The organism is Dactylosporangium fulvum (genome assembly GCF_025137375.1).
Lineage (GTDB): Bacteria > Actinomycetota > Actinomycetes > Mycobacteriales > Micromonosporaceae > Dactylosporangium > Dactylosporangium fulvum.
Genome location: NZ_CP073720.1, coordinates 5,011,858 through 5,033,987, shown reverse-complemented (window position 1 = coordinate 5,033,987; position 22,130 = coordinate 5,011,858). Strand labels below are relative to the sequence as shown.

The 22,130-nt window shown below is 72.6% G+C and carries 25 protein-coding genes and 1 pseudogene; 17 read left to right on the top strand and 9 right to left on the bottom strand.

All coding sequences use genetic code 11. From position 1 onward, the window contains the following. Positions 1 to 81: 81 nt before the first annotated feature. The 3 genes from Dfulv_RS23645 to Dfulv_RS23635 all read left to right on the top strand — a co-directional run bounded on the left by Dfulv_RS23645 (position 82) and on the right by Dfulv_RS23635 (position 3,962). Positions 82 to 783 carry a M23 family metallopeptidase gene (locus Dfulv_RS23645; RefSeq protein WP_259866882.1) on the top strand — a complete coding sequence of 234 codons (702 nt, stop codon included), beginning with the start codon at positions 82 to 84 and terminating at the stop codon, positions 781 to 783. Positions 784 to 887: 104 nt separating this feature from the next. Continuing rightward, the gene (locus Dfulv_RS23640; RefSeq protein ID WP_259866880.1) at positions 888 to 2,468 is read left to right on the top strand and encodes a methyl-accepting chemotaxis protein; all 1,581 of its coding nucleotides are present in this window, start codon (positions 888 to 890) and stop codon (positions 2,466 to 2,468) included. Between the two features lie 129 nt (positions 2,469 to 2,597). After that, on the top strand, positions 2,598 to 3,962 hold the full coding sequence (locus Dfulv_RS23635) for a DNA polymerase IV (RefSeq protein WP_259867872.1): 1,365 nt from the start codon (positions 2,598 to 2,600) through the stop codon (positions 3,960 to 3,962). 88 nt (positions 3,963 to 4,050) lie between these two features. Here Dfulv_RS23635 and Dfulv_RS23630 read toward each other — a convergent pair whose 3' ends face one another. Then, a complete protein-coding gene (locus Dfulv_RS23630) occupies positions 4,051 to 4,224 on the bottom strand; it encodes a hypothetical protein (protein WP_259866878.1) in 174 nt (57 codons plus the stop codon). Positions 4,225 to 4,248: 24 nt separating this feature from the next. Then, complete coding sequence (locus tag Dfulv_RS23625) at positions 4,249 to 4,980, bottom strand: Crp/Fnr family transcriptional regulator (protein ID WP_259866876.1); 732 nt, start codon at positions 4,978 to 4,980, stop codon at positions 4,249 to 4,251. A 147-nt stretch (positions 4,981 to 5,127) separates the two neighbouring features. On the opposite strand from Dfulv_RS23625, the gene Dfulv_RS23620 reads away from it, so the two are divergent. The 6 genes from Dfulv_RS23620 (at position 5,128) to Dfulv_RS23595 (ending at position 8,985) form a co-directional block, all read left to right on the top strand. Beyond that, positions 5,128 to 5,805 carry a TetR/AcrR family transcriptional regulator gene (locus Dfulv_RS23620; protein ID WP_259866874.1) on the top strand — a complete coding sequence of 226 codons (678 nt, stop codon included), beginning with the start codon at positions 5,128 to 5,130 and terminating at the stop codon, positions 5,803 to 5,805. Positions 5,806 to 5,897: 92 nt separating this feature from the next. Then, a complete protein-coding gene (locus tag Dfulv_RS23615; protein WP_259866873.1) occupies positions 5,898 to 6,158 on the top strand; it encodes an acyl-CoA-binding protein in 261 nt (86 codons plus the stop codon). An 83-nt stretch (positions 6,159 to 6,241) separates the two neighbouring features. Next, positions 6,242 to 6,658, top strand: a complete 417-nt coding sequence (locus Dfulv_RS23610; protein ID WP_259866871.1) for an ASCH domain-containing protein — start codon at positions 6,242 to 6,244, stop codon at positions 6,656 to 6,658. A 37-nt stretch (positions 6,659 to 6,695) separates the two neighbouring features. After that, on the top strand, positions 6,696 to 7,265 hold the full coding sequence (locus Dfulv_RS23605) for a TetR/AcrR family transcriptional regulator (protein WP_259866869.1): 570 nt from the start codon (positions 6,696 to 6,698) through the stop codon (positions 7,263 to 7,265). Between the two features lie 114 nt (positions 7,266 to 7,379). After that, positions 7,380 to 8,147, top strand: a complete 768-nt coding sequence (locus Dfulv_RS23600) for a DUF899 domain-containing protein (protein ID WP_259866867.1) — start codon at positions 7,380 to 7,382, stop codon at positions 8,145 to 8,147. A 4-nt stretch (positions 8,148 to 8,151) separates the two neighbouring features. Beyond that, positions 8,152 to 8,985 (top strand): alpha/beta hydrolase, encoded by an 834-nt coding sequence (locus tag Dfulv_RS23595; protein ID WP_259866865.1) that lies wholly within the window; start codon positions 8,152 to 8,154, stop codon positions 8,983 to 8,985. 81 nt (positions 8,986 to 9,066) lie between these two features. On the opposite strand, the gene Dfulv_RS23590 is transcribed toward Dfulv_RS23595, so the two are convergent. Next, the gene (locus Dfulv_RS23590) at positions 9,067 to 9,693 is read right to left on the bottom strand and encodes a M23 family metallopeptidase (RefSeq protein WP_319805821.1); all 627 of its coding nucleotides are present in this window, start codon (positions 9,691 to 9,693) and stop codon (positions 9,067 to 9,069) included. 93 nt (positions 9,694 to 9,786) lie between these two features. On the opposite strand from Dfulv_RS23590, the gene Dfulv_RS23585 reads away from it, so the two are divergent. Continuing rightward, positions 9,787 to 10,767: a hypothetical protein gene (locus Dfulv_RS23585; protein ID WP_259866863.1), complete on the top strand. Its 981-nt coding sequence runs from the start codon at positions 9,787 to 9,789 to the stop codon at positions 10,765 to 10,767. Here Dfulv_RS23585 and Dfulv_RS23580 read toward each other — a convergent pair. Next, positions 10,693 to 11,010 carry a hypothetical protein gene (locus Dfulv_RS23580; RefSeq protein ID WP_259866861.1) on the bottom strand — a complete coding sequence of 106 codons (318 nt, stop codon included), beginning with the start codon at positions 11,008 to 11,010 and terminating at the stop codon, positions 10,693 to 10,695. The two genes, Dfulv_RS23585 and Dfulv_RS23580, sit on opposite strands and share 75 nt — an antisense overlap. A gap of 212 nt (positions 11,011 to 11,222) precedes the next feature. Here Dfulv_RS23580 and Dfulv_RS23575 point away from each other — a divergent pair, with 212 nt between their 5' ends. Further along, positions 11,223 to 12,422 (top strand): alanine--tRNA ligase-related protein, encoded by a 1,200-nt coding sequence (locus tag Dfulv_RS23575; protein ID WP_259866860.1) that lies wholly within the window; start codon positions 11,223 to 11,225, stop codon positions 12,420 to 12,422. Between the two features lie 49 nt (positions 12,423 to 12,471). Further along, complete coding sequence (locus tag Dfulv_RS23570) at positions 12,472 to 13,458, top strand: DUF6292 family protein (protein ID WP_259866858.1); 987 nt, start codon at positions 12,472 to 12,474, stop codon at positions 13,456 to 13,458. Positions 13,459 to 13,467: 9 nt separating this feature from the next. Here the strand turns inward: Dfulv_RS23570 and Dfulv_RS23565 are convergent, their stop codons facing one another. Together Dfulv_RS23565 and Dfulv_RS23560 are read right to left on the bottom strand one after the other, a co-directional pair. Further along, positions 13,468 to 13,932, bottom strand: a complete 465-nt coding sequence (locus tag Dfulv_RS23565) for a hypothetical protein (RefSeq protein ID WP_259867867.1) — start codon at positions 13,930 to 13,932, stop codon at positions 13,468 to 13,470. A 17-nt stretch (positions 13,933 to 13,949) separates the two neighbouring features. Then, a complete protein-coding gene (locus Dfulv_RS23560; RefSeq protein ID WP_259867865.1) occupies positions 13,950 to 15,008 on the bottom strand; it encodes a DNA polymerase III subunit beta family protein in 1,059 nt (352 codons plus the stop codon). 130 nt (positions 15,009 to 15,138) lie between these two features. Between Dfulv_RS23560 and Dfulv_RS23555 the strand changes: the two genes are divergently transcribed. Then, a complete protein-coding gene (locus Dfulv_RS23555; RefSeq protein WP_259866856.1) occupies positions 15,139 to 15,681 on the top strand; it encodes an RNA polymerase sigma factor in 543 nt (180 codons plus the stop codon). Positions 15,682 to 15,695: 14 nt separating this feature from the next. Here the strand turns inward: Dfulv_RS23555 and Dfulv_RS23550 are convergent, their stop codons facing one another. Further along, on the bottom strand, positions 15,696 to 16,907 hold the full coding sequence (locus Dfulv_RS23550; RefSeq protein ID WP_259866854.1) for an RNA-guided endonuclease InsQ/TnpB family protein: 1,212 nt from the start codon (positions 16,905 to 16,907) through the stop codon (positions 15,696 to 15,698). A gap of 155 nt (positions 16,908 to 17,062) precedes the next feature. On the opposite strand from Dfulv_RS23550, the gene Dfulv_RS23545 reads away from it, so the two are divergent. From Dfulv_RS23545 to Dfulv_RS23530, 4 genes are read left to right on the top strand one after another with little or no spacing between them, the layout of a single operon-like run. Next, positions 17,063 to 17,914 (top strand): cupin domain-containing protein, encoded by an 852-nt coding sequence (locus Dfulv_RS23545; RefSeq protein ID WP_259866852.1) that lies wholly within the window; start codon positions 17,063 to 17,065, stop codon positions 17,912 to 17,914. Next, on the top strand, positions 17,911 to 18,801 hold the full coding sequence (locus Dfulv_RS23540; protein WP_259866850.1) for an ABC transporter ATP-binding protein: 891 nt from the start codon (positions 17,911 to 17,913) through the stop codon (positions 18,799 to 18,801). Before Dfulv_RS23545 ends, Dfulv_RS23540 begins: the two co-directional genes overlap by 4 nt. Continuing rightward, complete coding sequence (locus tag Dfulv_RS23535; protein WP_259866848.1) at positions 18,798 to 20,387, top strand: hypothetical protein; 1,590 nt, start codon at positions 18,798 to 18,800, stop codon at positions 20,385 to 20,387. Before Dfulv_RS23540 ends, Dfulv_RS23535 begins: the two co-directional genes overlap by 4 nt. After that, positions 20,375 to 21,073: a hypothetical protein gene (locus Dfulv_RS23530; RefSeq protein WP_259866846.1), complete on the top strand. Its 699-nt coding sequence runs from the start codon at positions 20,375 to 20,377 to the stop codon at positions 21,071 to 21,073. Before Dfulv_RS23535 ends, Dfulv_RS23530 begins: the two co-directional genes overlap by 13 nt. Before the next feature lie 159 nt (positions 21,074 to 21,232). Here the strand turns inward: Dfulv_RS23530 and Dfulv_RS48895 are convergent. Together Dfulv_RS48895 and Dfulv_RS23520 are read right to left on the bottom strand one after the other, a co-directional pair. Beyond that, positions 21,233 to 21,700: pseudogene (locus Dfulv_RS48895) on the bottom strand (dihydrofolate reductase family protein); the annotation flags it as partial. 130 nt (positions 21,701 to 21,830) lie between these two features. Next, positions 21,831 to 22,112, bottom strand: coding sequence for a hypothetical protein (locus Dfulv_RS23520; protein ID WP_259866841.1), 282 nt, complete (start codon positions 22,110 to 22,112; stop codon positions 21,831 to 21,833). Positions 22,113 to 22,130 lie beyond the last annotated feature (18 nt).

Below are 22,130 nucleotides of genomic sequence, written 5' to 3'. Positions count from 1 at the left end.
CTCCGCAAACCTCCGGGGCGGTGCGGATCGGCGGCGGTGCTCGACCTGTCCGGGTCCCGGTCGCGTAGATTGCGGGCGAGGATGAGTGCGAGGGGCGTCTACCGGCTGACGGTGCTGCTGATCATCGCCGTGTGCGTGATCGTCTCGTACACCGTGATCACGCGGCGGATGCACGACCGTCCCGTGCAGGCGGGCCCGCGCCCGGCGTTCCAGCTGCCGTTTCCGTGCGGCGAGACGTGGCGCCTGACGACGTACGCCGGACACGACGACTACGACGTCGACTTCTTCTTCGTCGGCGGGCCGAGCGCCGGGCGCGCTGTCGTCGCCTCGGCTGCCGGCACGGTGGCGTGGGCCGGCTGGAGCGCGACGCTCGACAGCGGCACGGCGGCCCAGCCCGGCACGTCGGGCACACGCTCCGGACTCGGCTTCGGCGTGATCGTCGACCACGGCGGCGGCTGGTTCACGTTGTACGGCCACCTGACGACCTGGCCGGCGGTGCGGACCGGCGACGCGGTGCGGCAGGGGCAGCTGCTCGGCCACGTCGGCCGGACAGGGGCCACGCGGATCGACCACCTGCACTACGAGCAGCACGACGACACCCGCGACCCGAGCCGGACCCGCGGCGTGGAGGACAAGGTGGAGTCCGTCTTCGACGGCGTGCCGTCCGGCATCACCAGCGACGGCAGCGCCGCGACCGGCCCGCTCCGCGTCGACGGGCCGGTGTCCCGGGACCAGGACCGCACGAGCCGCAACTGCGGACCGTCGAGCCCGCCCGGCCGCTGAGGTCCGCGGCCATTCCTCCGTCGTCAAGCGGGACAGCGGGTGCAGTTCGGGTGCAAGATCTTTTGTCGCCGCCGGCAGCATCGGCGGACGAGTAGGAATGCTCTGTGAAGGTCGTCGCGGATTTACGGACCGGGGCCAAGATCGGGCTCATCGTGGCGGTGCTGGCCGTCGCCGCCGTTGTCGTCGGTACCATCTCGATCAGCAGCCTGGCGAGTGTGTACCTCAAGGGCCAGCAGATCAACGAGCAGAGCCTGCAGCCGTCGCTGGAGCTCGCGAAGGTGCGGGACCTGGCCATGCAGAGCCGGTTGTACCTCCGCGACGCGGTGCTGGCCGTCGACGACGCCGCCACGCGGCAGGCGGTGCAGCGGATGCACGACACGGACCGGGAGCTGGAGGCCACCGTGGCCGTGTACCACTCCCGCTCCGCCGCACCGGCGGAGGTCGAGCGGTTCACCGCGCTGTGGAAGCAGTACCAGGAGCTGCGCAACACCAAGCTCCTGCCCACGGCCGACACGAACGACTACGCCACGTTCGTGCGGGTCAGCGCCGATGAGGTCGCGCCGCTGGCCGTGAACGCGCTCGAGTTCCTCGACAAGGCCAGCGTCGCCGAACAGGCGAAGGCGACCCGGACCGTCGCGGCGGCGAAGAGCGCGTACGTCAACGCGCGCAGCCTCGTCGTCACGATCCTCGCGGCCGGCATCCTGGTCGGCCTGATCCTCGCGTACTTCGTGACCCGGCTCGTGGTGCGCCCGCTGCGCCGCGTGTCGGCGCTGCTGGAGCGGGTGGCCGAGGGTGACCTCACCGAGACGGCGGGGATCACCAGCCGGGACGAGATCGGGCAGATGGCGGGTGCGCTCGACCGGGCCAACGCGCGGACCCGGACCGTGATCCAGGCGTTCAACGCGACCGCGCACACCCTGGTCGACAGCGTCGCGCAGCTCACGGCCACCGGCGACCGGATCACCGAGGCCGCGAACAACGCCTCCGGGCAGGCCGACCTGGTGTCGTCGGCGGCGGAGCAGGTCTCGACCAACGTGCAGACCGTCGCCGCCAGCTCCGAGGAGATGACCGCCTCGATCAGTGAGATCGCCCGCAACGCCACGGACGCCGCCAGGGTGGCCAGCACCGCCGTGCACAGCGCGGAAGCCGCCAACGCCACGGTCGCCAAGCTCGGCGAGTCGTCGGAACAGGTCGGCAACGTGATCAAGGTGATCACGTCGATCGCCGAGCAGACCAACCTGCTCGCGCTCAACGCCACCATCGAGGCGGCCCGCGCGGGCGACGCCGGCAAGGGGTTCGCGGTCGTCGCCAGCGAGGTGAAGGACCTCGCGCAGGAGACCGCCAAGGCGACCGACGACATCGCCGTGCGCATCGAGGCGATCCAGAACGACATCAGCGGCGCGGTGAACGCGATCGCCGACATCTCCTCGGTGATCGGCCAGATCGACCAGTTCCAGACGACGATCGCGGCAGCGGTGGAGCAACAGACCGCGACGACCCAGGAGATCGGCCGCAACATCGCCGAGGCCGCCATCGGGTCGAGCACGATCGCGCAGAACATCCTCGGCGTCGCCGGCGCGGCGCAGACGACCAACGTCGGCATCACCGAGTCGCGGCACACCACGGCGGAACTGGCCCGCATGTCCACCGAGCTGCGTGAGCTCGTCGGGCAGTTCCGCGTGTAGCTCCGGCATCGCGCCCGCAGCACGGTGGCGCGGTGGCCATGGGCCGCCGCGCCACCGGTGAGGCGCCGGTACGAGGAGCGTCCCGGGCCGCCCGGCCCGGGTAACGTCCATGGTCGGCGGGTGGCGACCATGGACGGGGGTGAGCACGTGCGGACGACCGCGAGCATCTTGCACGTGGACCTCGACGCGATGTTCGCCAGCGTCGAGCAGCGGGACAAGCCGTCGCTGCGCGGCCGGCCGGTCATCGTCGGCGGCATCGGCGGCCGCGGTGTCGTGGCGACTGCCTCGTACGAGGCCCGTGCCTACGGCGCCCGCTCCGCGATGCCGATCGCCGAGGCCCGCCGCCGCTGCCCACCCGGCACCGCGTACCTCGCCCCGCGCTTCCCCGCCTACCGGCGCACCAGCCAGGTGGTCATGGGCCTGCTGGCCGAGCTGTCCCCGCTCGTCGAGCCGGTCTCCATCGACGAGGCGTACGTCGATCTGGCCGCCGGCGACCACGACCTGACCGTCGCCGGGGTCACCGCCCTGGCCACCGGCCTCAAGGCCCGCATCGCGGCCGCGACCGGCGGGGTCACCGGCTCAGTCGGCGCCGGCACCTCAAAGCTCGTCGCCAAGATCAGTTCGGATCTGCACAAGCCCGACGGGCTGACCGTGGTGGCGCCCGGCACCGAGCGGGACCTGATGTACCCGCTGCCGGTCACCAAACTGCCGGGCGTCGGGCCGGCCACGGCCGAGCGGCTCCGCCGTTCCGGCGTCCACACCGTCGCCGACCTCGCGGCGGTCAGCCCGGCCGACCTGCTCGACTGGTTCGGCCAGGCGCACGGAACCGCCCTGTTCCGGCTGGCCCGCGCCGACGACAACCGGTCCGTGGTCGCCGAACGGGAGACCAAGTCCGTGTCCGCGGAGGAGACGTTCTCCACCGACATCGCCGACCGGTCCCGGCTCGGTGTCGAGCTGGACCTGCTCGCCACCCAGGTCGGCGGCCGGCTGCGCACCGCCGGACTGTCCGGGCGCACCATCACGCTCAAGGCCCGCTACTTCGACTTCACCACCATCACCAGGTCCACCACCCGGACCCAGCCCACCGACGACCCGCAGGTCATCACGCAGGCGGCCCGCCGGCTGCTGGCCGACGTCGACGTCACCGGCGGCCTGCGCCTGCTCGGCGTCGGCGTGTCCGGACTGACCGAGTTCGCCCAGGACGACCTGCTCTCCCTGCTCACACCGGCGGCCGACCGGCCCGCGCCGGCCGGCGACGACAGCGGTGCGCCCGAGCCGGCCGCACCGACCGCACCGGCCGGCTCGCAGTGGCGGACCGGCCAGGACGTGTGCCACGACGAGCACGGCCCGGGCTGGGTGTGGGGCAGCGGGCGGGGCCGGGTCACCGTCCGCTTCGAAGGCCCCCGCACCGGGCCCGGACCGGTGCGCACGTTCGCCGCGGACGACCCGCGGCTCCACCCTGCCGAGCCGCCGGACTGGACCGGCCCCGCCTGACCCGGCCGTCCGTCGCGGTCGGCGGTGCCCAGCGTCAGGTACAGGTTGCCATCGATGATGGTCCGCACGAGCGCGGACAGGTCCGTGCTCATGCCGCGCCCGTCCCGGCGACGCGGTGCCGCAGGTGGGTGCCGGAGCCGCCGCCCCGGAGGTCGGCGGCGATCCCGTCGATCTCGCTCAGCGCGGTCTCCGCGGCCGGGAACGAGGACCAGCCGAAGTCGTTGTCCGGCCGGGCCAGCAACGCGGGGGTGTCGACAGCCACCGGGTGAGTATGCACCCGATGGGTTCAGCGGCGTCGTCTGCGCTGCGCGCGACGGGCCAGCGGCGCGCCCTCGAGGATGACGACGCACTTGTGTTCCAGGCGCAGCCAGCCCCGGTTGGAATACTCGGCGAGGACCTTGTTCACGGACTCCCGTGAGGCACCGACGAACTGCGCCAGCTCGGTCTGGGTGAGATCGTGCACCACGCGGGTGTTGCCGTCCTCGACGACCCCGAACTGGTCGGCGAGCTGGATCAGCCGCCCCGCGACGCGCCCGGGCACGTCGCTGAAGAGCCGGTCGTCGACCGAGGCCCGGTGGCCGCGGATCCGGCGGGCGATGACACGGAGCAACTGCTCGGCCAGGTGCGGGCGCTGCGTGATCCAGTGGTCGAGGACGGTCTTGGGCAGGTAGGCCAGCCGGGCGTCGGACACGACGGTGGCGGTGACGACGCGCGGTCCCCCGTCGATCAGCTCGAGCTCGCCGAACTGGTCGGACGGGCCGAGCAGCGCGATGAGGCCCTGCCGCCCGTCGTGGGAGCGGCGACTGAGCTTCACCTTGCCGGACAGGACGGTGTAGAGACGGTCGCCGGCGTCGCCTTCGGCGAACAGCACCGTGCCGCGCTCGGCGTCCATGGTGTCGAACTCGTCGGCGAGCTCGACAGCCAGGTCGAGGTCGGCACCGTGGAACAGATCCGTCGTGTGCAGGACCGGATCGCCGGCGAGCAGGGAGAGGGGGCCGGCGGGATACGTGACCGTCATGAGTCCTCCTGAACAGGACCCCGGCTCCGGGAGCGGGCGGGTTTGGTACTGAGTACCATTCAGACGGTACTAGATACCAGGTCTTGAGGGCAACCGTCACCCGGGGGCCGGAAGGCCTGGCCACGCCGATGCGCGAGGATGACAACCGTGACCGGGATTCCCGTACGAGACCGCCTTGTCGACGCCGCCTTCGACCTGTTCGACGAACGCGGTTACGAGCAGACGACCGTGGACGACATCGCCGACCGCGCGGGCGTCGGCCGGACCACGCTCTTCCGGCACTACCGGTCCAAGGAGGACGTGATCTTCCCGGATCACGACCGGCTCCTCGCGGCGGTCAAGGACCGTCTCGCCACCTCCACCGCCGACACCGCGATCGTCGCCGTCACCGAGGCCGTGCGGCTCGTGCTGCAGCACTACGTCGAGGAGGGCGGCCGATCCCGGCGGCGGTACAAGCTGACCAGCCGGGTCGCCACGCTGCGCGACCGTGAGATCGCCAGCGTGGCGCGGTACCAGCGCCTGTTCCGGGAGTTCATCGCCGAGTGGATGGAGCCATCCCCCGGCGCGGCGCTGCGGGCCGAGCTCATGGCCGCCGCCGTCGTGTCGGCCCACAACCACGTCCTGCGGCGCTGGCTGCGCCGCGACACCACCGACCCGGTCGCCGAGCTGGACGCCGCCATGGCGCAGGTCGTCTCACTGTTCACCCGGCCCGGCCACGCCGCCGCGGACGGCGGCGGCACCACCGTCATCGTCCTGCAGGACCAGCGCGACCCCGAGTACGTCGCCGCCACGATCCGCCAGGCGTTGCACAACTCGCCAGCATGAGGCGGCCGGCTCCAGTTCCGCTCCTTCGCCGTCTCCCGGCAGCCCTCGATCACGCCGGTTCGCTCCGGCCCCTGCGCGGGTAAGCTGCCGGGATGTCTCTCACCGAGGATTTCCGGCAGGCCCAGGTCGACGTCAAGCAACTCGCCCAGCGTCCCGACAACAGCGTCCTGCTGCAGCTCTACGCCCTGTACAAGCAGGGCAGCCAGGGTGACGTGACCGGCAGCCGGCCCGGGGTGTTCGATCTGGTCGGCCGCGCGAAGTACGACGCGTGGAAAGGCCTGGCCGGCACCGCCCAGGAGGACGCGCAACAGCAGTACGTCGACCTGGTGAAGAAGCTGCACACCGGCTCCTGACGGGCAGAGCCCGACGTCGCGGGCCGACGCGGCTCCGGCAAACCACCGATTTCATGGCGGACGGAGCGGGTTAGTCTCCTCGGGTGTCCGACGACGCGCCCGTGTTCGAGTTCGCCTTCCCCGGTCCGCTGCGTGACAAGCTGGTCGCAGCCGTGCTCGACGGATCCAAGACCACCACCACCGCGCTGCTCCAGGACTACGAGATCGACGGCGAGCCGCTGCCGGTCGTCGGCACCCGAGCGGCCGTGGTCGACTCCGCCGGCCGCACGGTCGCGGTGATCGAACTGACCGAGGTGCGGGTCATCCGGCTCGGCGACGTCGACGTGGACCACGCCCGCGACGAAGGCGAGGGCCACGACTCGGTCGCCGCCTGGCGGGCCGGGCACGAGAACTTCTGGCACGGGCCGGACTACCAGGGCTGGCTGGGCAGGCCGGACTTCACGGTCGACGACGACACCCCGGCCGTGCTGCAGCGGTTCCGCCTCGTCGAGGTGCGCTGACCGCCGACCGCGGGGACCAACCTAGTACCATTAGGTTATGGCACGCGCCGGGGTGACCGCGGAACGCCTGACCCTGGCCGCGGCGGAGCTGGCCGACGAGGTCGGCTTCGAGAACGTGACCGTCTCCGCACTGGCGCGCCACTTCGGCGTCAAGGACGCCAGCCTGTATTTCCACATCAAGAACGCGCACGATCTGCGGGTCCGGGTGGCGGTGCTGGCCCTGGCGGAGCTCGCCGACCGGGTCAGCGCCGCGCTCGCCGGTCGCGCGGGCAAGGACGCGCTGGTGGCCTTCGCCAACGCCTACCGGGACTACGCGAAGCAGCATCCGGGCAGATACGCCGCGGCACAGCTGGAGCTCGACGCGGAGACCGCCGCCGCGAGCGCCGCCCGCCGGCACTCGGAGATGACGCGGGCGATCCTGCGCGGATACCGGTTGCCCGAGCCGGATCAGACGGATGCGGTACGGATGCTGCACAGCATGTTCCACGGCTACGTCAGCCTGGAACGGGCCGGCGGGTTCCGCCACACCCCACGCCCGGCCGACGACTCGTGGTCGAGGGCCCTGGACGCCCTCGACGCCGTCCTGCGGAACTGGCCACCGCAGTGAGGCGCAACGTATCGCTGGTGTTGTTCGGCCCAGCGCGACGACGACAGCTCTGGCATTTCCATGATCAGTCAAAGGTGTTGTGCCGCACTCTCGAATTAGGCTAGACAGGGTCGTATGGCACAGACGTCAGCGGCTGGACACCCCCTTCCGCAGGTCGCCGATCGGCAGGCCTGGCAGGCGAAGATCGACGAACTCCGGGTCAAGGAGAAGGCCCACACCAGGGCCGGCGACGCACTGGCCGCCGAACGCCGTCGGCTGCCGATGGTCGAAGTCGATCCGCAGACTCCGCTGATCGGAGCCGACGGTCCGGTGCCGTTGATCGACATCTTCGACGGCCGGTCCCAATTGATCGCCTACTTCCAGATGTGGCACACCGGTAGGCCCGCGGCGGAGCAGTGCGAGGGCTGCACCTTCTCCACGACCCACATCAACGAGTTGTCCTACCTGCACTCGCGGGACGTCAGCTACGCAACCTTCTGCCAGGGGCCGTATGAGGAGAGCTCGCGCTATCGCGACTTCATGGGCTGGACGATTCCCTGGTACTCGGTGCCGCAGGACGCCGTGGACCGGTTGGTCGCAAACCGGCACTTCGGCATCCTGGTTTGCTATCTCCGGGACGACGACAAGGTCTACGAGACCTACTGGACCACCGGCCGCGGCAACGAACTGATGGCACCGTCGTACGGGCTGCTGGATCTGACCGTCTACGGCCGGCAGGAGTTCTGGGAGGACTCGCCGGAGGGCTGGCCGCAGCGCTGGGGTTCCAAAGGTGGCCAGTTTCGGCTGGACGGCCGCCCGACCGCCCAGTGGTCACGGATCACGGCCGGACGCGACGACGACCTCGGCACCTCGTCCGATGATCGTCCCCAACGAGAGAGTTGAGCCGATGACCGATCTGCATCCCATCCCCGAACCACGCAAGACGCTCACCCACGCCAACTGCGTGGTCTCGACCCCGCTCGGATACCGCCCGCTGCACCTCGACCTGCATGTGCCGCCAGGCGACGGCCCGTTCCCGGTGGTGCTCTGGCTCCATGGCGGGGGCTGGATGACCGGCAGTCGGGTATGGACCGTGGATCAGCAGTTCCACGAGCGCATGGTGGCCCGAGGTTACGCCGTCGCCGACGTCGACTACCGGCTGGCGCTGGAGGCCACCTACCCCGCGCAGCAGGCTGACATCGACGCGGCCATCCACTGGCTGCGCCACCACGCCTCGGCGCTGCGGATCGACCCGGGCCGCTTCGCCGTGCTGGGTGAATCAGCCGGCGGCCAGCTCGCGGCGATCGCCGGGCTCACCGGCACCGGTGACACCGCGATCCAGGCCGTCATCCTCTGGTACGGCCCATCCGACCTCTCCACCCTGCGAGACCAGGACGACCCGTTCACGAATCCGGCGATCCTTCTCGGTGGGCCGCTGAGCGAGCGCACGGCCTTCGCGCGGCTCGCGAGCCCCCTGCACAACATCCACCCGGACGCACCGCCGTTCCTGCTCGTCCATGGCACCGAGGACGAGACCGTTCCGTTCGCGGCGGCCGTCCGCTTCGCCGAAGCGCTGCGAGCCGAGGGTGTGCGGTGTGACGTGCTGCCCGTCGAAGGCGCGGGTCACGTCTTCACCGGCGCCTCCGTCGAGGTCGGCACCCTCACCGAGGCCGGCGCGGACTTCCTCGACGACGTCTTCAACCGGTTGCGTCTCGATGCCGGCCGTGGCGCTCTCCAGTGAGGTTTTCCGATCCGTCGCGGGCTCCACGCTGAACCCCGCCGTGTCGACGACCCCGTCGATCAACGGGCGCGACCGGTGCGGTCACGCGGGCGGGCAGTTGTTGCTCTTTCGGGTGACCGTGTACTCGGCGTCGTCGTGGGTGATGCCGGAGGGTGAACCGTCGAAGTACGTCTCGACCTTCTCCCGGCCCCGGCGCTGCTCGTAGTGCAGATGCGGCGCGCCGGAGTTGCCGGTGCTGCCGACCTTGCCGAGCTGGTCCCCCTGCTCGACCCGCTGGCCCTTCCGGACCATCGGCGGTTCGAGCAGGTGGAGGTACTGCGTCTCCCACCTGCCGCCGTGGTCGATCTCCACCCAGTAGCCGCCGCCACGGCCGCGCGGGCCGTCCGGGTCCTCCGGCGTGCGGCCGCCCACCGATCCGTTGACGCCCGCCGCGGTGACCGCGCCGGCGTAGGACGCGAGCACCGGCCGTCCCCACGCCTGCCCCACGGTCGGGAACAGGTCGACGTCGAAGTCGTCGTGGCCGGGGTACGTGCCGAGCTGCCAGGTCTCGCCGCAGGGGACGGGCAGCTGGAAGGCCGGGCGGGGGCCCGGTGGCCGCAGGAGCGGCACGATCACCACGGCGGCGGCGATGACGGCGGCGACCACGCCGAGCCCGACGACGGCGCCGACGACGCGGGTGCGGGTCCTGGCGGGCTGCTTCGTCGTCACCGTCCCGATCATGACAGACGGCGGCAAGGCACCGCTCCGGCGAGGCCGTCTTGTAGGCTGCTGGTCCTGATGCGGCGAGGAGGTACCGGCGCGGTGACGGAACCGTACGCGCTGCCACCGTGCGAGCCCGGCGGACCCGACCCGGCGGCGGTGGCGGCCTCGATCGGCGAGTGGGTGACGTCGCCGGCCATGGCGGAGCTGGTCGGGCACTTCGGCGGTGCGGTGCCGGACGGCCCGGTCGGGTCGGTGCTGGACCGGGTGGCGGAGTTCTCGCAGGTCTGGGACTTCCGCGCCGGGGTCAGGGAACGGTTCGACACCGCCCGCGTCGACTACGGCCAGGACCTGGATCCCCGGCTGCGGGCCCTGATCCACGCGCTCGGCCTCGACGGGCGGGAGCACCCGGCGTACGACTCCTATGACCACGTCCTCGTGCTCGGCGGGGGCATCCGGGTGGCGCTCGGCCGGACCGACTACACCGCCCGCCTGCTCGCCGGCGGCCTGCGCGTCCGGACCCTCACCGGACTGGGCAGCCTGCGGTGGCGCGACGACCGGGAACACCGCGAGGGCATCCGCCTCGGACTCGACCCGTTCGAGACCGAGGCCGACATGATGACGGTCGGGCTGCGCCGGTTCCTGGACCTTCCGGAGCCGGCGACGGTGCGTGAGGGCGAAGGCTGGTGGCACCGCGTCTGGGCCGCTCCCCGCCCGGGTGTCGAGGAGGTGCACGTGCTCGCCGCCGCGTCGACCCGGCCGCCGCGCCGGGCGAACACGGCCGACACGCTCGTGGGCTGGGCCGAGCACGTCCACACCCCGACCGCGGCCGAGCGCGTGCTGCTGGTCACCAACGCCCCGTATGTCCGGCACCAGCACTGCGACGCCGTCCGCCTGCTCGGCGGCCGCTACGGCTGCGGCATCGAGACGATCGGCTTCGACGACCTCGCGATGCGCGAGTGGGGCCGGCCGCTGAGCACCACCGAGCTGCTGCAGGAGGTGCGCTCCTCACTGCTGGCCATGCGCAACCTCCACGACGCCTTCGCCCCGTCCCGAGAGCCCGAGCGGGTGAAGCCGGCCTGAGCGAGCACCGAACGACCGGTGGTCGAGAACCTGCGCCGCCGCGGCGGCGCTGGGCAGGCCCGCCACCACGGCCACGGCCAGCGCCGCGGCCGGGCGGTCGTGCCACCAGGCGCCGCGGTCGCGCTTGAGCCGCGCCACCAGGCCGGCGCCGAGCTCCCGGCGGCGCGCCTCGTCCAGTCCCGTGAACACAGCGGCGGTGGCGGCGACGTCGCCCTGGCGGATCATCTCGAACAGGTCCGTCACAGCCGTGCACAGTACGCCGCCGTGGCGAAACGGTTGGCGACCGGCGGGCCGTGCGGGCACACTGGAGCGCATGCAGATCAGCCGAGGCTTCTCCGCCGCCGCGCGAGCTCTCCGCTCGCCGGCCGCCGCCTGCTGACCCGCGCCCTCGACCCCGCGCCGGCGACCGGAAACGGTTCGCCGATCCCGTCGTGCGCCCGTCTTCCGGTCCCCGCGTGTCCGACCGGAAGGAACTCACCATGGACACCTCGCACCGCAGCGTGCGCGACACGTTTCTCGACTTCTTCACCGAGCGCGGCCACCGCCGTGTGACCGGCGGCACGCTGCTGCCGCCGCCGGGCGACCCGGTGCTGTTCACCACGTCCGGCATGCACCCCCTGACGCCGTACCTCGAGGGCCGGCCGCACCCGCTCGGCCGGCGACTCGTCAACGTGCAGCGCTGTCTGCGCACGACGGACCTGGAGGAGGTCGGCGACCGGACGCACCTGACCACGTTCCAGATGCTCGGCAGCTGGTCCCTCGGCGACTACCCGCACGGGCGGAGCCTGCGCTGGGGGTACGAGCTGCTGCGCGACGGGTTCGGCGTCGACCCGTCCCGGCTGCACGTCACCGTGTTCGGCGGCGACGGGCAGGTGCCGCCGGACGACGGGTCACGGCGGGTGTGGGAGGAACTCGGTCTGCCCGTCGAGCCGACCGGCGAGGACAACTGGTGGTCCAACGGCCCGACCGGCCCGTGCGGCCCCGACTCGGAGATCTTCGTGTGGACCGGGGACGGCCCGCCGACCGGCACGCCGACGACCGACGACCGCTGGGTCGAGGTGTGGAACCACGTCTCGATGCGGTACCGCCGCCGTTCCGACGGCGGCCTGGAGGTGTTCCCCCGGCCGTCCGTGGACACCGGGATGGGCTTCGAACGGCTGCTCATGGTGCTGCAGGGCCACCACGACGTGTACGAGTGCGACGTCTTGCGGCCGTGGACGGACACGGTGTCCGGGCTGTGGCCGCTCGACCCGGGGCCGCACCGGCTGGTGGTGGACCACCTTCGCTCGGGCACGGTCGTCGTCGGTGACCTGGTGACGCCGTCGAACACCGGCCGTGGGTACGTCCTGCGCCGCCTCCTGCGCCGCACGCTCACCACGCTGTGGCGCGACGACCCGTCCCGGTCCCTGTCCGACCTGCCCCTGTGGGTGTACTCCCACACGCTCGACGTGTTCGAGCAGCGCGACGAGCCCGGGCGGATCCGGGACGTGCTCCTGGACGAGGAGCGGCGGTTCCGGCGGCTGGTCGAGCGCGGCCGGCCGATCGTACGGCGGCAGCGGCGCCGGGGGCCGCTCACCGACGCGGACTACCGGTTCCTGCACGACACCCACGGGCTGCCCCGCGACCTCGTGCGGTCGCTGCTCGACCAGCAGTGACCCCGGTAGATCCGGGCCGTACGATGTCAGGCCACCCGAGGAGGTCCGCATGACCGAGCCGGCACCCACGGCGCTGACACCGGCACAACGGACACAGGCCATGCTGCTGCTCGCCGAGCCACGCCTCGCCGGCAGCCCGTTCCGCCTCGCACTGGCGCAGCGGGCCTACGACGCGGGCTGGACCGGCACACTGTCCGAGCTCGCCTCCGCCGCCGCCGGCATCGAGCACGTCCGCGACCACGGCGACGCGGTGAAGGACCATGCCGACGCGCTGCGGCGGCACCCGCACTACGGTTACGTGCTCGCCGTCGAGCGGGCGCTCGCCGGGCGGGGGCTGCCGGTCGTCGCGCGGCGGGTGGAGACGTCGGGTGTGATGCTCGGCCAGCTCACGCTCGACCTGGCCGCCGCGGTGCGGGCGTTTCCGCGGGCGCGGTCGTTCGGCATCGGCTGGAACTGCTCCAACGGCTGGTGGTATACCGCCGACGTGCCCGACCGCTCTCCGCCGGAGGTCTGGCGTAGCGGCCACGTGTACTGGCTGCAGGACCTCGTCCCCGAGCCGGCCGCCGTCGCCGGGTGGGTCGCCCGCACCCTCGACGGGGACCGGTCGCCGCCGCCGCGGCGGGCGTGGCACCTCGACGGCGAGGCGCTCATGGCCGCGCTCGGGGTGCACAGCTCGCTGGAACTCGCCGACCCGTCGGTGCCGACCCGCGCCGGACAGGTACGGGAGGGCAGCCTGGAGCAGATCCTCAAGCGTTCGTTCCGCTCGGAGCCGCCGCCGCCCCCGCCGCGGGTGGGCGAGGACATCTACGTGCCGTCGCGGCTGTTCATCGGCCACCCCGAGGACGACTTCCACGGCGGCCTGGCCCGGGTGACAGCGGTGCACGAGATACCGCCCGGCGGCCTCGACACGTGCTGCGTCACGATCGCCGAGGACGCGGACGGCGGCGGCTACAGCTGGGACCGGCTCGCGCCGGAGCAGGAGCAGTACCGGCAGCGGTACGGCCACCGCCGCGCAAGGCCGAAGGAGGGCCGGTAGCCGCCGCTGCTACGGGTGGGAGTCGAGGCGTTGCGTCGAGCCGGCGTCGAGCGCCCGGGTGACGTTGCGGATGCCGTCGCGGACGAGGTCGCCGTACTGGTCGCCGGGCAGGTGCCGGCTGAGGTCCCGGGCGGCGGCCAGGTGTTCCCTGGCCGCTTCGGGGTCGCCCAGGCGACGGTGATCGTCGGCCAGGTTGAGATGCAGCGACGGGAGGAAGCCCCGGACCTGCAGCGAGGAGTGGTACTGCCGGGCGCGCTCGTCGGTGAGGCCGCCGACGGCCGCCAGTGCGCGCTCGTCCCACATGAGCTCGGCTTCGGCGGTGTCCTGGAGGTCGGCCAGATAGTGCGCGAGGGTGCAGCGGTGGAGGGCGTCGCCGTCGGCACCGATCCGCTCCCAGAGTGCGGTGAGGGCGTCACGGGCCCGGGCCCGCTGCCCCGACCGGCCGAGCTCCACCGCGGCGACGATGCCGGCCATGGTCTCGTCGTGCTGGTTCACGATGCTCCTCGGTGTCCGTGCGGCGTCGCCGCCTTGGCGGGCATGACCAGGGTGGTGAGATCGCCGTCGTCGGCCGAGCGGACGACGACGGGCAGGTCGGGCCGGCTGATCCGGAGCATCACGTCGGGACCGACCCCGGCCGTCAGGGCCGGGTGCAGCGTGCTGAACATGAAGCTGATCGCCACCGGCTCGCCGGCGACGTCGGCGGGGACCGCCGCCGGCTCGTGACCGGCGGACGACCTGATGGTCAGGCCGCCGTCCACGGCAAGATCGAGGCGCGCTTCCGGGTCGTCGCCGATGGCGGACAGGAGCAGGCCGCGGGGGGCGACCACCCGGGTCAGCGGCTCGGGCAGCTCCTCGAGGACGACCCGGTAGGAGGGGTACGGTTCCTCGATCGTGGACAGCCTCCGCTCGCCACCCGGCCCGGCGAGCCGGACGTGCGCATCGCCGAACCGCAGCTCCACGCTGTCCTGCGCACCGATCCACCGCCGTGCGTCGTCCAGCGTCGCGGCCGCGACGACCGCCGCCGCCGGCACGTGGCACCGGACCTCGGCGTACATCGACCTGACCGCCAGCCGGTACCGGTCGGTCGCCACCAGCGTGAGCTCCGCCGCGGCCGCCTCGATCAGGACGCCGCCGAGCACAGGGATGTCGCCCGTCACGTCGGCGGCGGCGACGACCTGACCGATCGCCTCGGCGAGGACCCGGCCGGGCAGTGACACGACGGCGCGCTCCCGGTCCCGGATCGCGAGCAGCGCGGCGGCGGCCGCGGCACGGGCGGCCTCGACGGCCTGCTCCATCGTCCGCAGCCGGGCGGCCAGCAGCTCTTCGGCCGCCTCCACCGGGCCGGCCAGCAGCCGCCGCACGTCACCCAGCGGCAGTCCCGCGTCCCGCAGATGGCGGATCAGGACGACCTCGTCGAGCTGTTCCAGCGAGTAGTACCGGTACCCGGTCGCCGCGTCGACCGAGGCAGGCCGCACGAGACCGCAGTCGTCGTAGAACCGCAGCGCACTCGTCGTGACGTTCGCGGCCCGCGCGAACACCCCGATCGTCATCCGGTCGTCCCGTTCACCCACACGCCCATCCTGATCCTTCAACCCACTTGAAGGTCAACCGCATGCCGGTCGCACCGACCTGCTGATCGGCGACGTGAACCGCCGGGGCGGTGGCGTCCGATGATGGGGTGTGAGCGACACCCGAAGCGACGCCGACCTGCTGGCGCTGACCGCCGCCGGGGACCGGGCTGCGTTCGAGGCGTTCTACCGCCGTCACGCCGCGTGGCTGGTCCTGCGGTTGCGGCACCGGTGCGCCGACGAGGCCCTGGTCGACGACGTCGTTCAGGAGACGTTCCTCGACCTGTGGCGCGGCGGCGCCGCACGATACCGCGAGCGCGGCGACGTCGCCGGGTGGTTGTGGCGGATCGGGTCCCGGCGGCTGGTCGACGCGCTGCGCCGGCACGGCTCCCGGGACCGCCTCGCCCGCCTGCTCGGCCGGTTCCGCGGCCGCGACGAGCCCTCGGCCGAGGACCAGGTGCTGTATGGCGTCGAGCACGGCGACCTCGCCGGCGCGCTCGACCGGCTCTCGCCCGAGCTGCGGGCGGTCGTGCAGGCGACCGTCCTCGACGGGTTCAGCACCGCCGAGGCCGCCGTCCTGCTCGGCATCCCGCCCGGCACCGTCAAGACGCGGGCAATGCGTGCCCGCCGGCAACTGCGGCAGGAGCTGACTTGACAATCCTCCCCGCCCTAAAGGACGGGGATTCCCTGGGTCGCCCCGGGGGGTTCCTGCTTCGCCGACGACCGCCCCGTCCGAGAGGACTCTCGTTGAGGTCTTACACCGCCTCCACAGGCAATCACGGAGAGCCCCTCCGCGAGGATGTTGCGGGCCGCGTTCACGTCGCGGTCGTGGGTACGTGCGCATCGGCACGTCCACGACCGCACGTTCAGCGGCATCCGCTCAGCGAGGGCACCGCAAGCGGAGCACAGTTTGGACGACGGGAACCAGCGGTCCACGACGACCAGGGTGCGGCCGTGCCAGTCGGCCTTGTACTCCAGCATGGTGCGGAACTGCCGCCATGCCGCGTCGCTGATGGCGCGGGCCAGGCTGTGGTTGTTGACCATGTTGCGCACGGTCAGGTCCTCGATCACGATCGTTTGGTTCTCACGAACGAGTCGAGTGGTCAGCTTATGCAGGTGGTCGCGCCTGCGGTCGGTGATTCGGGCGTGGACGCGGGCGACCTTGAGGCGGGCCTTGGCTCGGTTCGCGGAGCCCTGCTCCTTCTTGGTGAGGTTCCTGTGGGCGCGGGCGAGTGCGGCCCGGTCGCGGCGCTCGTGGCGCGGGTTGGTGATCTTCTCCCCGGTGGACAGGGCGAGCAGGCTGTCCAGACCGGCATCGACGCCGACCACACCCGTGGCCGGGGCTGGGGCCTGCTCGATCACGTCGTCGCAGAGCAGGGACACGAACCATCGGCCTGCGGCGTCTTGCGACACGGTCACTGTGGACGGCGATGCGCTGTCCGGCAGTGGACGGGACCACACGATGTCCAGGGGTTCGGTCATCTTCGCCAGGGTGAGCCGGCCGTCGCGGTACCGCAACGCGCTGGTGGTGTACTCCGCCGAGCGGCGCGACTTCTTCTTGGACTTGAACGTCGGGTACTTGGCCCGCTTGGCGAAGAAGTTCGTGTACGCCACCTGGAGGTGGCGCAGCGCCTGCTGCAACGGCACGGAGGAGACCTCGTTGAGGAACGCCAGTTCCTCGGTCTTCTTCCACGCGGTCAACATCGCCGAGGTGGTGTTGTAGCTGACCCGTTCCTGGCGCAGCGTCCACGCCTCGGTGCGGGCCCGCAACGCCATGTTGTAGACCAGCCGGACACAGCCGAACGTCCGGGCAAGCTCGGCGGCCTGCTCCGGGTTCGGGTAGAAGCGGTATTTCAACGCCCGCTTCACGGCCCTGGTCATGGTTCACACAATAGTGGTCTCACTGGTGAGCCTTGCGGCGGCACGCTGGTACACGCCGATCCGCCCTGGCGGCGGATCGGCTTTCCCTGCCCTGCTCCGCAGGGATTCCGTTTCCTCCCCAGCCTGAAGGCCGGAGCATCCACGGAAGGAATCCGATGACCACACCCCGGCCCACCGTCCCCGGCCGCGCCTGGCACGTCCCGGACGAGGACCTCGCGCGCTATGCCGCGCGGACACTCGTCGCACCCGCCTCGTGGTCGGTCGAGACGCACCTGACCGCGTGCGCCGGCTGCCGCGGCCGGCTCACCGCGCTGGCCGGACCGGCACTCGTCGACGAGGGCTGGGCGCGGATCGACGCCGAGCTCGACGCGCCGGTGCCGGGCCCGGTCGAGCGGCTTCTCATGGCCGTCGGCGTGCCGGACCACACTGCCCGGTTGCTCGCCGCCACCCCGGCGCTGCGCCTGTCCTGGCTGGCCGCGGTCGCGCTGACGCTCGCGATGACGGCGGTGACCGCCGGCCTCGCCGGGCCGCTGGTGTTCCTGGCGGTCGCGCCGCTGCTGCCGCTGGCCGGCGTGGCCGCGTCGTTCGGGCCGGGGATCGACCCGACGCACGAGATCACGGTGGTCGCGCCGTTCCACGCGTTCCGGCTGCTCATGCTGCGGTGCGTGGCGGTCCTGTCGATAAACACGGTGCTGTGCGCCGCGGCCAGTCTGACGCTGCCGGACCTCGGCGCGCGGGCGGCGGGCTGGTTCCTGCCGTCGCTGGTCCTCACGGTGGCCGCGCTGCTGCTGTCGCCCCGGCTCGGCCCGGTCGTGGCGGCGTCCACGGTCGGCGCTGCCTGGGCGGTCCTGGTCGCGGCGACCGCCGGGGCCCTGTTCACCGCCGGTGGCCAGGCCTCGCTCGCCGGTGCCGTCGTCCTCGCCGCGGCCGTGCTCACCCGGCGGGCGTCCGCGTTCGACACCGCCCGTCCGCTCCCCCGTGCCAACACCATCAGGAGGTTCCGATGACCGTCGACGCGGTCACCCCCGACACCGGCGTCGCCGTCCGTGCGACCGGGCTCACCCTGCGATACGGACGGACGACCGCCCTCGACGGCGTCTCGCTCACGTTCGGCACCGGGGTCACCGGCCTCCTCGGCCCCAACGGCGCGGGCAAGACGACGCTGTTGCGGATCGTCGCCACCGCCATCAGCCCTGACGCGGGGCAGCTGACCGTGCTCGGGCACGACCCGCGCACCGGCCCGGGCCGGCTGGCCGTCCGTCGCCGCCTCGGCTACCTGCCCCAGGACCCGGGCTTCCACACCGGCTTCACTGTCTTCGAGTTCGTCGACTACGTCGCGATCCTCAAGGAGCTCGACCGGCGGCGGGAGCGGCACGCGGAGGTGCGGCGGGTCGTCGCCGCGGTCGGCCTGGACGGTCAGCGGCGCACCCGGATCCGGGCGCTGTCCGGCGGGATGCGGCAGCGGGTCGCGCTGGCCGCCGCGCTCGTGGGCGACCCGGCCCTGCTCATCCTCGACGAGCCGACCGTCGGGCTCGACCCGGAGCAGCGGATGCGTTTCCGGGAGCTGTTCGCCGAGCTCGGCGACGGCCGGACGGTGCTGTTGTCGACGCACCAGACCGAGGACGTGATGTCGCTGTGCCGGGAGGTCGTCGTCATCGACCACGGCGCGGTGCGCTTCACCGGTTCCCCGGCCGACCTCGCCGCGCTTGCCGACGGCCGGGTCTGGACCAGCGCGGGGCGGGAGCCGGACGCACTCGCGTCGTGGCGGACCGGCACCGGCCTGTACCGGCATGTGGGTGACCCGCCACCGGGTGCCGAGCTGCTCGCCCCGACGATCGAGGACGGTTACCTGACGCTGGTCGACCTCGCCGGTGCACAGGGCGGCAACCGGTGACCGCCGTCCTCGCCGACCCTCCGGTGGCGGCGCCGGTGACCGGCACGCCTCGGCGGGCGATGCTGGCCCTGGCCCGCGTCGAGTTGATCCGGATGCTGCGCCACCCGGTGTCGATCGCCGCCGCGCTGCTGTTCATGGGCCCGTGGCTCTACGGCCAGGTGTCCGGCGGTGCCAGCCGATACCCGGTGCCGACGGACACGGCGGTCACGGTGCAGATCTTCGGCCTGCTCCTGTTCGGCGGGGCGGCGATGGTGGTGGCCAACCTCGGCGTGCTGCGGGCGCACCGCCATCGCACCGACCGGCTGTATGACGTGCTGGTGCTGCCCGCGCCGTGGCGCACCGGCGCGTTCCTGCTGGCGCTGCTGCCGTATGGGGCGGTGGTCGGGCTCCTCGTCGGCATCGTGGTCGGCCGGGCGGCCCTGCGGCCGGGTGCCGCCGGGCTGCCCCATCCGGCCGAGGTGCTCACGACCCCGGTGCTGGCGGTCCTGCTCGGCGCGTTCGGTGTCCTGCTCGCCCGGCTGGTCCGCTCGGCCGTGGCGGCGCCGCTCGCCATCCTCATGGTCGCGGTGGCCTCGCTCGCGACGATGGCCGTCGTGTTCATCGAGGCGAGGTGGCGCTTCCTGCTGCCGGTCGTGTTCCCGGACCTGCCCTTCGCGGTCCCGGCCGAGCTGTCCACGCGGCCGGCCTGGCGGCACCTGATGTATCTCGCCGGCATCGTCGCACTGCTCGCGGTCGCCGCGCTGGCCCGGTCCGGGGCCCGGGGGCGGCGGGTCGTGGTGGCGCTGGTGGCCGCCGCCGCGGTGACGGTGGCCGGCGGTGTGGCGCAGTTCGTCCCGGACGACGCGGCGCGCCGGGCCCGGATCGCGGCCACGGCCGACCCGGCGCCGATGCAGACGTGCCGGGTGCGCAACGGCGTGACGTATTGCGCGTTCGGCGACTTCACACCGTGGATCGCGGGCTGGGACGAGGTCGTGCAGGGCGTGTTCGCGCTGGTGCCGGCCACGGCCCGCACCGGCCCGCCGCCGGCGGTGCGGCAGCGGGTGTGGGCGGATGGCTACCAGGTCAACGGCTCGGCGTCCAGTGCTGCCGAGGAGACGGCCCGGCTGACCCGGTGGGCCGAGGCCGACGCCGCCGCGGGCACACCGGAGGCGGTGACGACCAGCACCGTCTGGGGGTCGCCGCGGGACGAGGCGGTGCTCGCCGCGGCGGTGGCCTATCGCCTGATCGCCGGGCGCGCGATCCGCGACGAGTGGTTGATCTGTGGCGCGCGGGGCACGATCCTGGTCTGGCTGGCCGGACAGGCCACGGCACGCTCCGGCGACGGCATCCGTGAGCTGGACCGTTACAGCTGGGGTGCGCTGTCGTTCACGAACGTCGGGTTCAACACCGGCATCAGCGTGCCCGACCGCGACGCCGCCCCCGGACTCACACTGCTGGAACGCTCCCGCGACGAGGTCGCCCGGACGGTCGCCGAGCACTGGTCCGAGCTGGTCGCGCCGCAGACGCCGGTGGAACGCGTCGGTGAGCTGTTCGGCGTGCCGGTCCCGTCGGTGCCGGTCGAGGAGCGCCCCACGTGCGGCGGCTGATCCTGCTCGGCGCCCTCGCGGGGCCGGTCCTGCGGGCTGTGCGGCGCGGGCCGCTGGTCGGTGCGTGCGGCGTCGGTCTGGCAATCGTGGCGGTGCCGGCCGCGGCGGACGCCGTGCTCAGGCCGGACGACCTCGTCCTCCTGCTGCGGCTCGCGGCGCTCTGCCTCGCCGTCGGGGTCGCGTTTGTCCTCGACGATCCGGCGAAGCCGAGCACCGCCACGACACCGGTGCCGGCCTGGGCCGGTGGCGCCGTCCGCGCCACCGGCGGCCTGATCGCCACCGCAGCCGGGTGGGCGGCCACGGTCGCCGTCACCCTCGCCGGCGCCCAGGACGGCGCCGGAGAGGCCCTCCCGGTGGGCGACCTGACCCTCGAGGCCGCGGCCGCGGCGGTGCTGGCTTTGGCGTTCGCCGTGCTCGGCTGGGCGCGGACACCGCGCGGCGTCGCCGGGACCGTCGCCGCGCCCGCCCTGCTCGTCGCCGCCGCCGCGGTGACGCTGCTGCCGCAGCGGCTGACCCTCCTGGCGCCGGTCAACGATCCGGCCGGGTGGGCGGCAGCACACCGGCGCTGGACCGTCCTGCTCGTGGCGGCCGGAGCCGTCACGGTGACCGGCCTCGTCCTCGGCGCGCTGCCGCCGCGGACGGTCCGCGTCCGCCGCCGGGAGACCCGGGGCGCCAGGCTTCGGTGAACCGCCCCGGGCCAACAGCCGGTCAGCCCCGTCCTGGCCCGGGGGCACCACGCCCCAAGTTATGAAACGCGCTGCTCCGGTGCGTAGGCGAGGTTGAGCCACCCCGCTCTTGAAGGTCTCGTGGCCCACCAGCCGCAGCGGGTGGGTCGGCGTGTCCTCGAACAGCCGCTGCCCGTGGCCCACCGCGATCGGGTGCACCATCAGCCGCAGCTCGTCCAACAGCCCCTGGGCGAGCAGCCAGCGCGCCGTCGTGGCACTACCGGACATGTTGATCTCCCCTTCGGTCTGCTCCTTGACCTCCCGCAGCCGCGCCGCGACCTGGTCGGTGTCACCCGAGATCAGGGTGGTGTTCTGCCAGGTCGCCTCGGTGAGCGTGGTGGTCAGCACGTACTTCGGGGCGGCGTTGATGAACGACGCGAAGCCGGCGTCGTCGCCCCCGGTCTGGTTCGGCCAGTACTGCGCCCACTGGTCGTACAACCGGCGGCCCATCAGCAGCGCGGTCGCCTTCTCCACACCACGGCCGATGGCGGCGCCCATCTCGTCGTCGAAGTAGGGAAAGTGCCACTGGTCGGGCGCCTCCACGACGCCGTCCAGCGAGATGAAGAAGTACGACACGATCTTGCCCATGATGCGCTCCCCTGTTCTGCGGTCGTCATGGCCGGCGCTGCACCGGCCGTCACCAACGCGTCGACCGGGACGCGCCGCTTTCGACGAACCTGTCGGGCGAATTTTCGGAAAGACGATCGTCGGGCGTTCCTCATCCGTAGACGAGGTCCATGGTGTCGGCGTGGTCGGTCCAGGTGAGGGTCAGGCGCCAGCAGCCAGGCTGCGGGAGATCGATGATGGAGGGCCCCGGTCCGCCGGGAACGCGGCGGCTCGCAGCGACCTCCGAGCCGTCGAGTTTCGCCTCGATCACGAGGTCGCCGGGCGGCGTCGGGGCCTTGGACACCCAGAGAATCTTGTTCGACGCGCCGTCCGTTCTGGCGACCGCGAGTGGATAACCGAAGACCGCGGCCACGATGTCCCCGCGGTCGCCCATGACGTGCGGCATGCTGGA

What these genes read in the sequence shown, in the direction of transcription:
- Dfulv_RS23645 (WP_259866882.1), top strand. Translation starts at nt 82, where the DNA reads ATGAGTGCGAGGGGCGTCTACCGGCTGACGGTGCTGCTGATCATCGCC.
- Dfulv_RS23635 (WP_259867872.1), top strand. Translation starts at nt 2,598, where the DNA reads ATGGACGGGGGTGAGCACGTGCGGACGACCGCGAGCATCTTGCACGTG.
- Dfulv_RS23625 (WP_259866876.1), bottom strand. Translation starts at nt 4,980, where the DNA reads ATGACGGTCACGTATCCCGCCGGCCCCCTCTCCCTGCTCGCCGGCGAT.
- Dfulv_RS23615 (WP_259866873.1), top strand. Translation starts at nt 5,898, where the DNA reads ATGTCTCTCACCGAGGATTTCCGGCAGGCCCAGGTCGACGTCAAGCAA.
- Dfulv_RS23605 (WP_259866869.1), top strand. Translation starts at nt 6,696, where the DNA reads ATGGCACGCGCCGGGGTGACCGCGGAACGCCTGACCCTGGCCGCGGCG.
- Dfulv_RS23600 (WP_259866867.1), top strand. Translation starts at nt 7,380, where the DNA reads ATGGCACAGACGTCAGCGGCTGGACACCCCCTTCCGCAGGTCGCCGAT.
- Dfulv_RS23595 (WP_259866865.1), top strand. Translation starts at nt 8,152, where the DNA reads ATGACCGATCTGCATCCCATCCCCGAACCACGCAAGACGCTCACCCAC.
- Dfulv_RS23570 (WP_259866858.1), top strand. Translation starts at nt 12,472, where the DNA reads ATGACCGAGCCGGCACCCACGGCGCTGACACCGGCACAACGGACACAG.
- Dfulv_RS23565 (WP_259867867.1), bottom strand. Translation starts at nt 13,932, where the DNA reads ATGGCCGGCATCGTCGCCGCGGTGGAGCTCGGCCGGTCGGGGCAGCGG.
- Dfulv_RS23560 (WP_259867865.1), bottom strand. Translation starts at nt 15,008, where the DNA reads ATGACGATCGGGGTGTTCGCGCGGGCCGCGAACGTCACGACGAGTGCG.
- Dfulv_RS23550 (WP_259866854.1), bottom strand. Translation starts at nt 16,907, where the DNA reads ATGACCAGGGCCGTGAAGCGGGCGTTGAAATACCGCTTCTACCCGAAC.
- Dfulv_RS23545 (WP_259866852.1), top strand. Translation starts at nt 17,063, where the DNA reads ATGACCACACCCCGGCCCACCGTCCCCGGCCGCGCCTGGCACGTCCCG.
- Dfulv_RS23540 (WP_259866850.1), top strand. Translation starts at nt 17,911, where the DNA reads ATGACCGTCGACGCGGTCACCCCCGACACCGGCGTCGCCGTCCGTGCG.
- Dfulv_RS23520 (WP_259866841.1), bottom strand. Translation starts at nt 22,112, where the DNA reads ATGGGCGACCGCGGGGACATCGTGGCCGCGGTCTTCGGTTATCCACTC.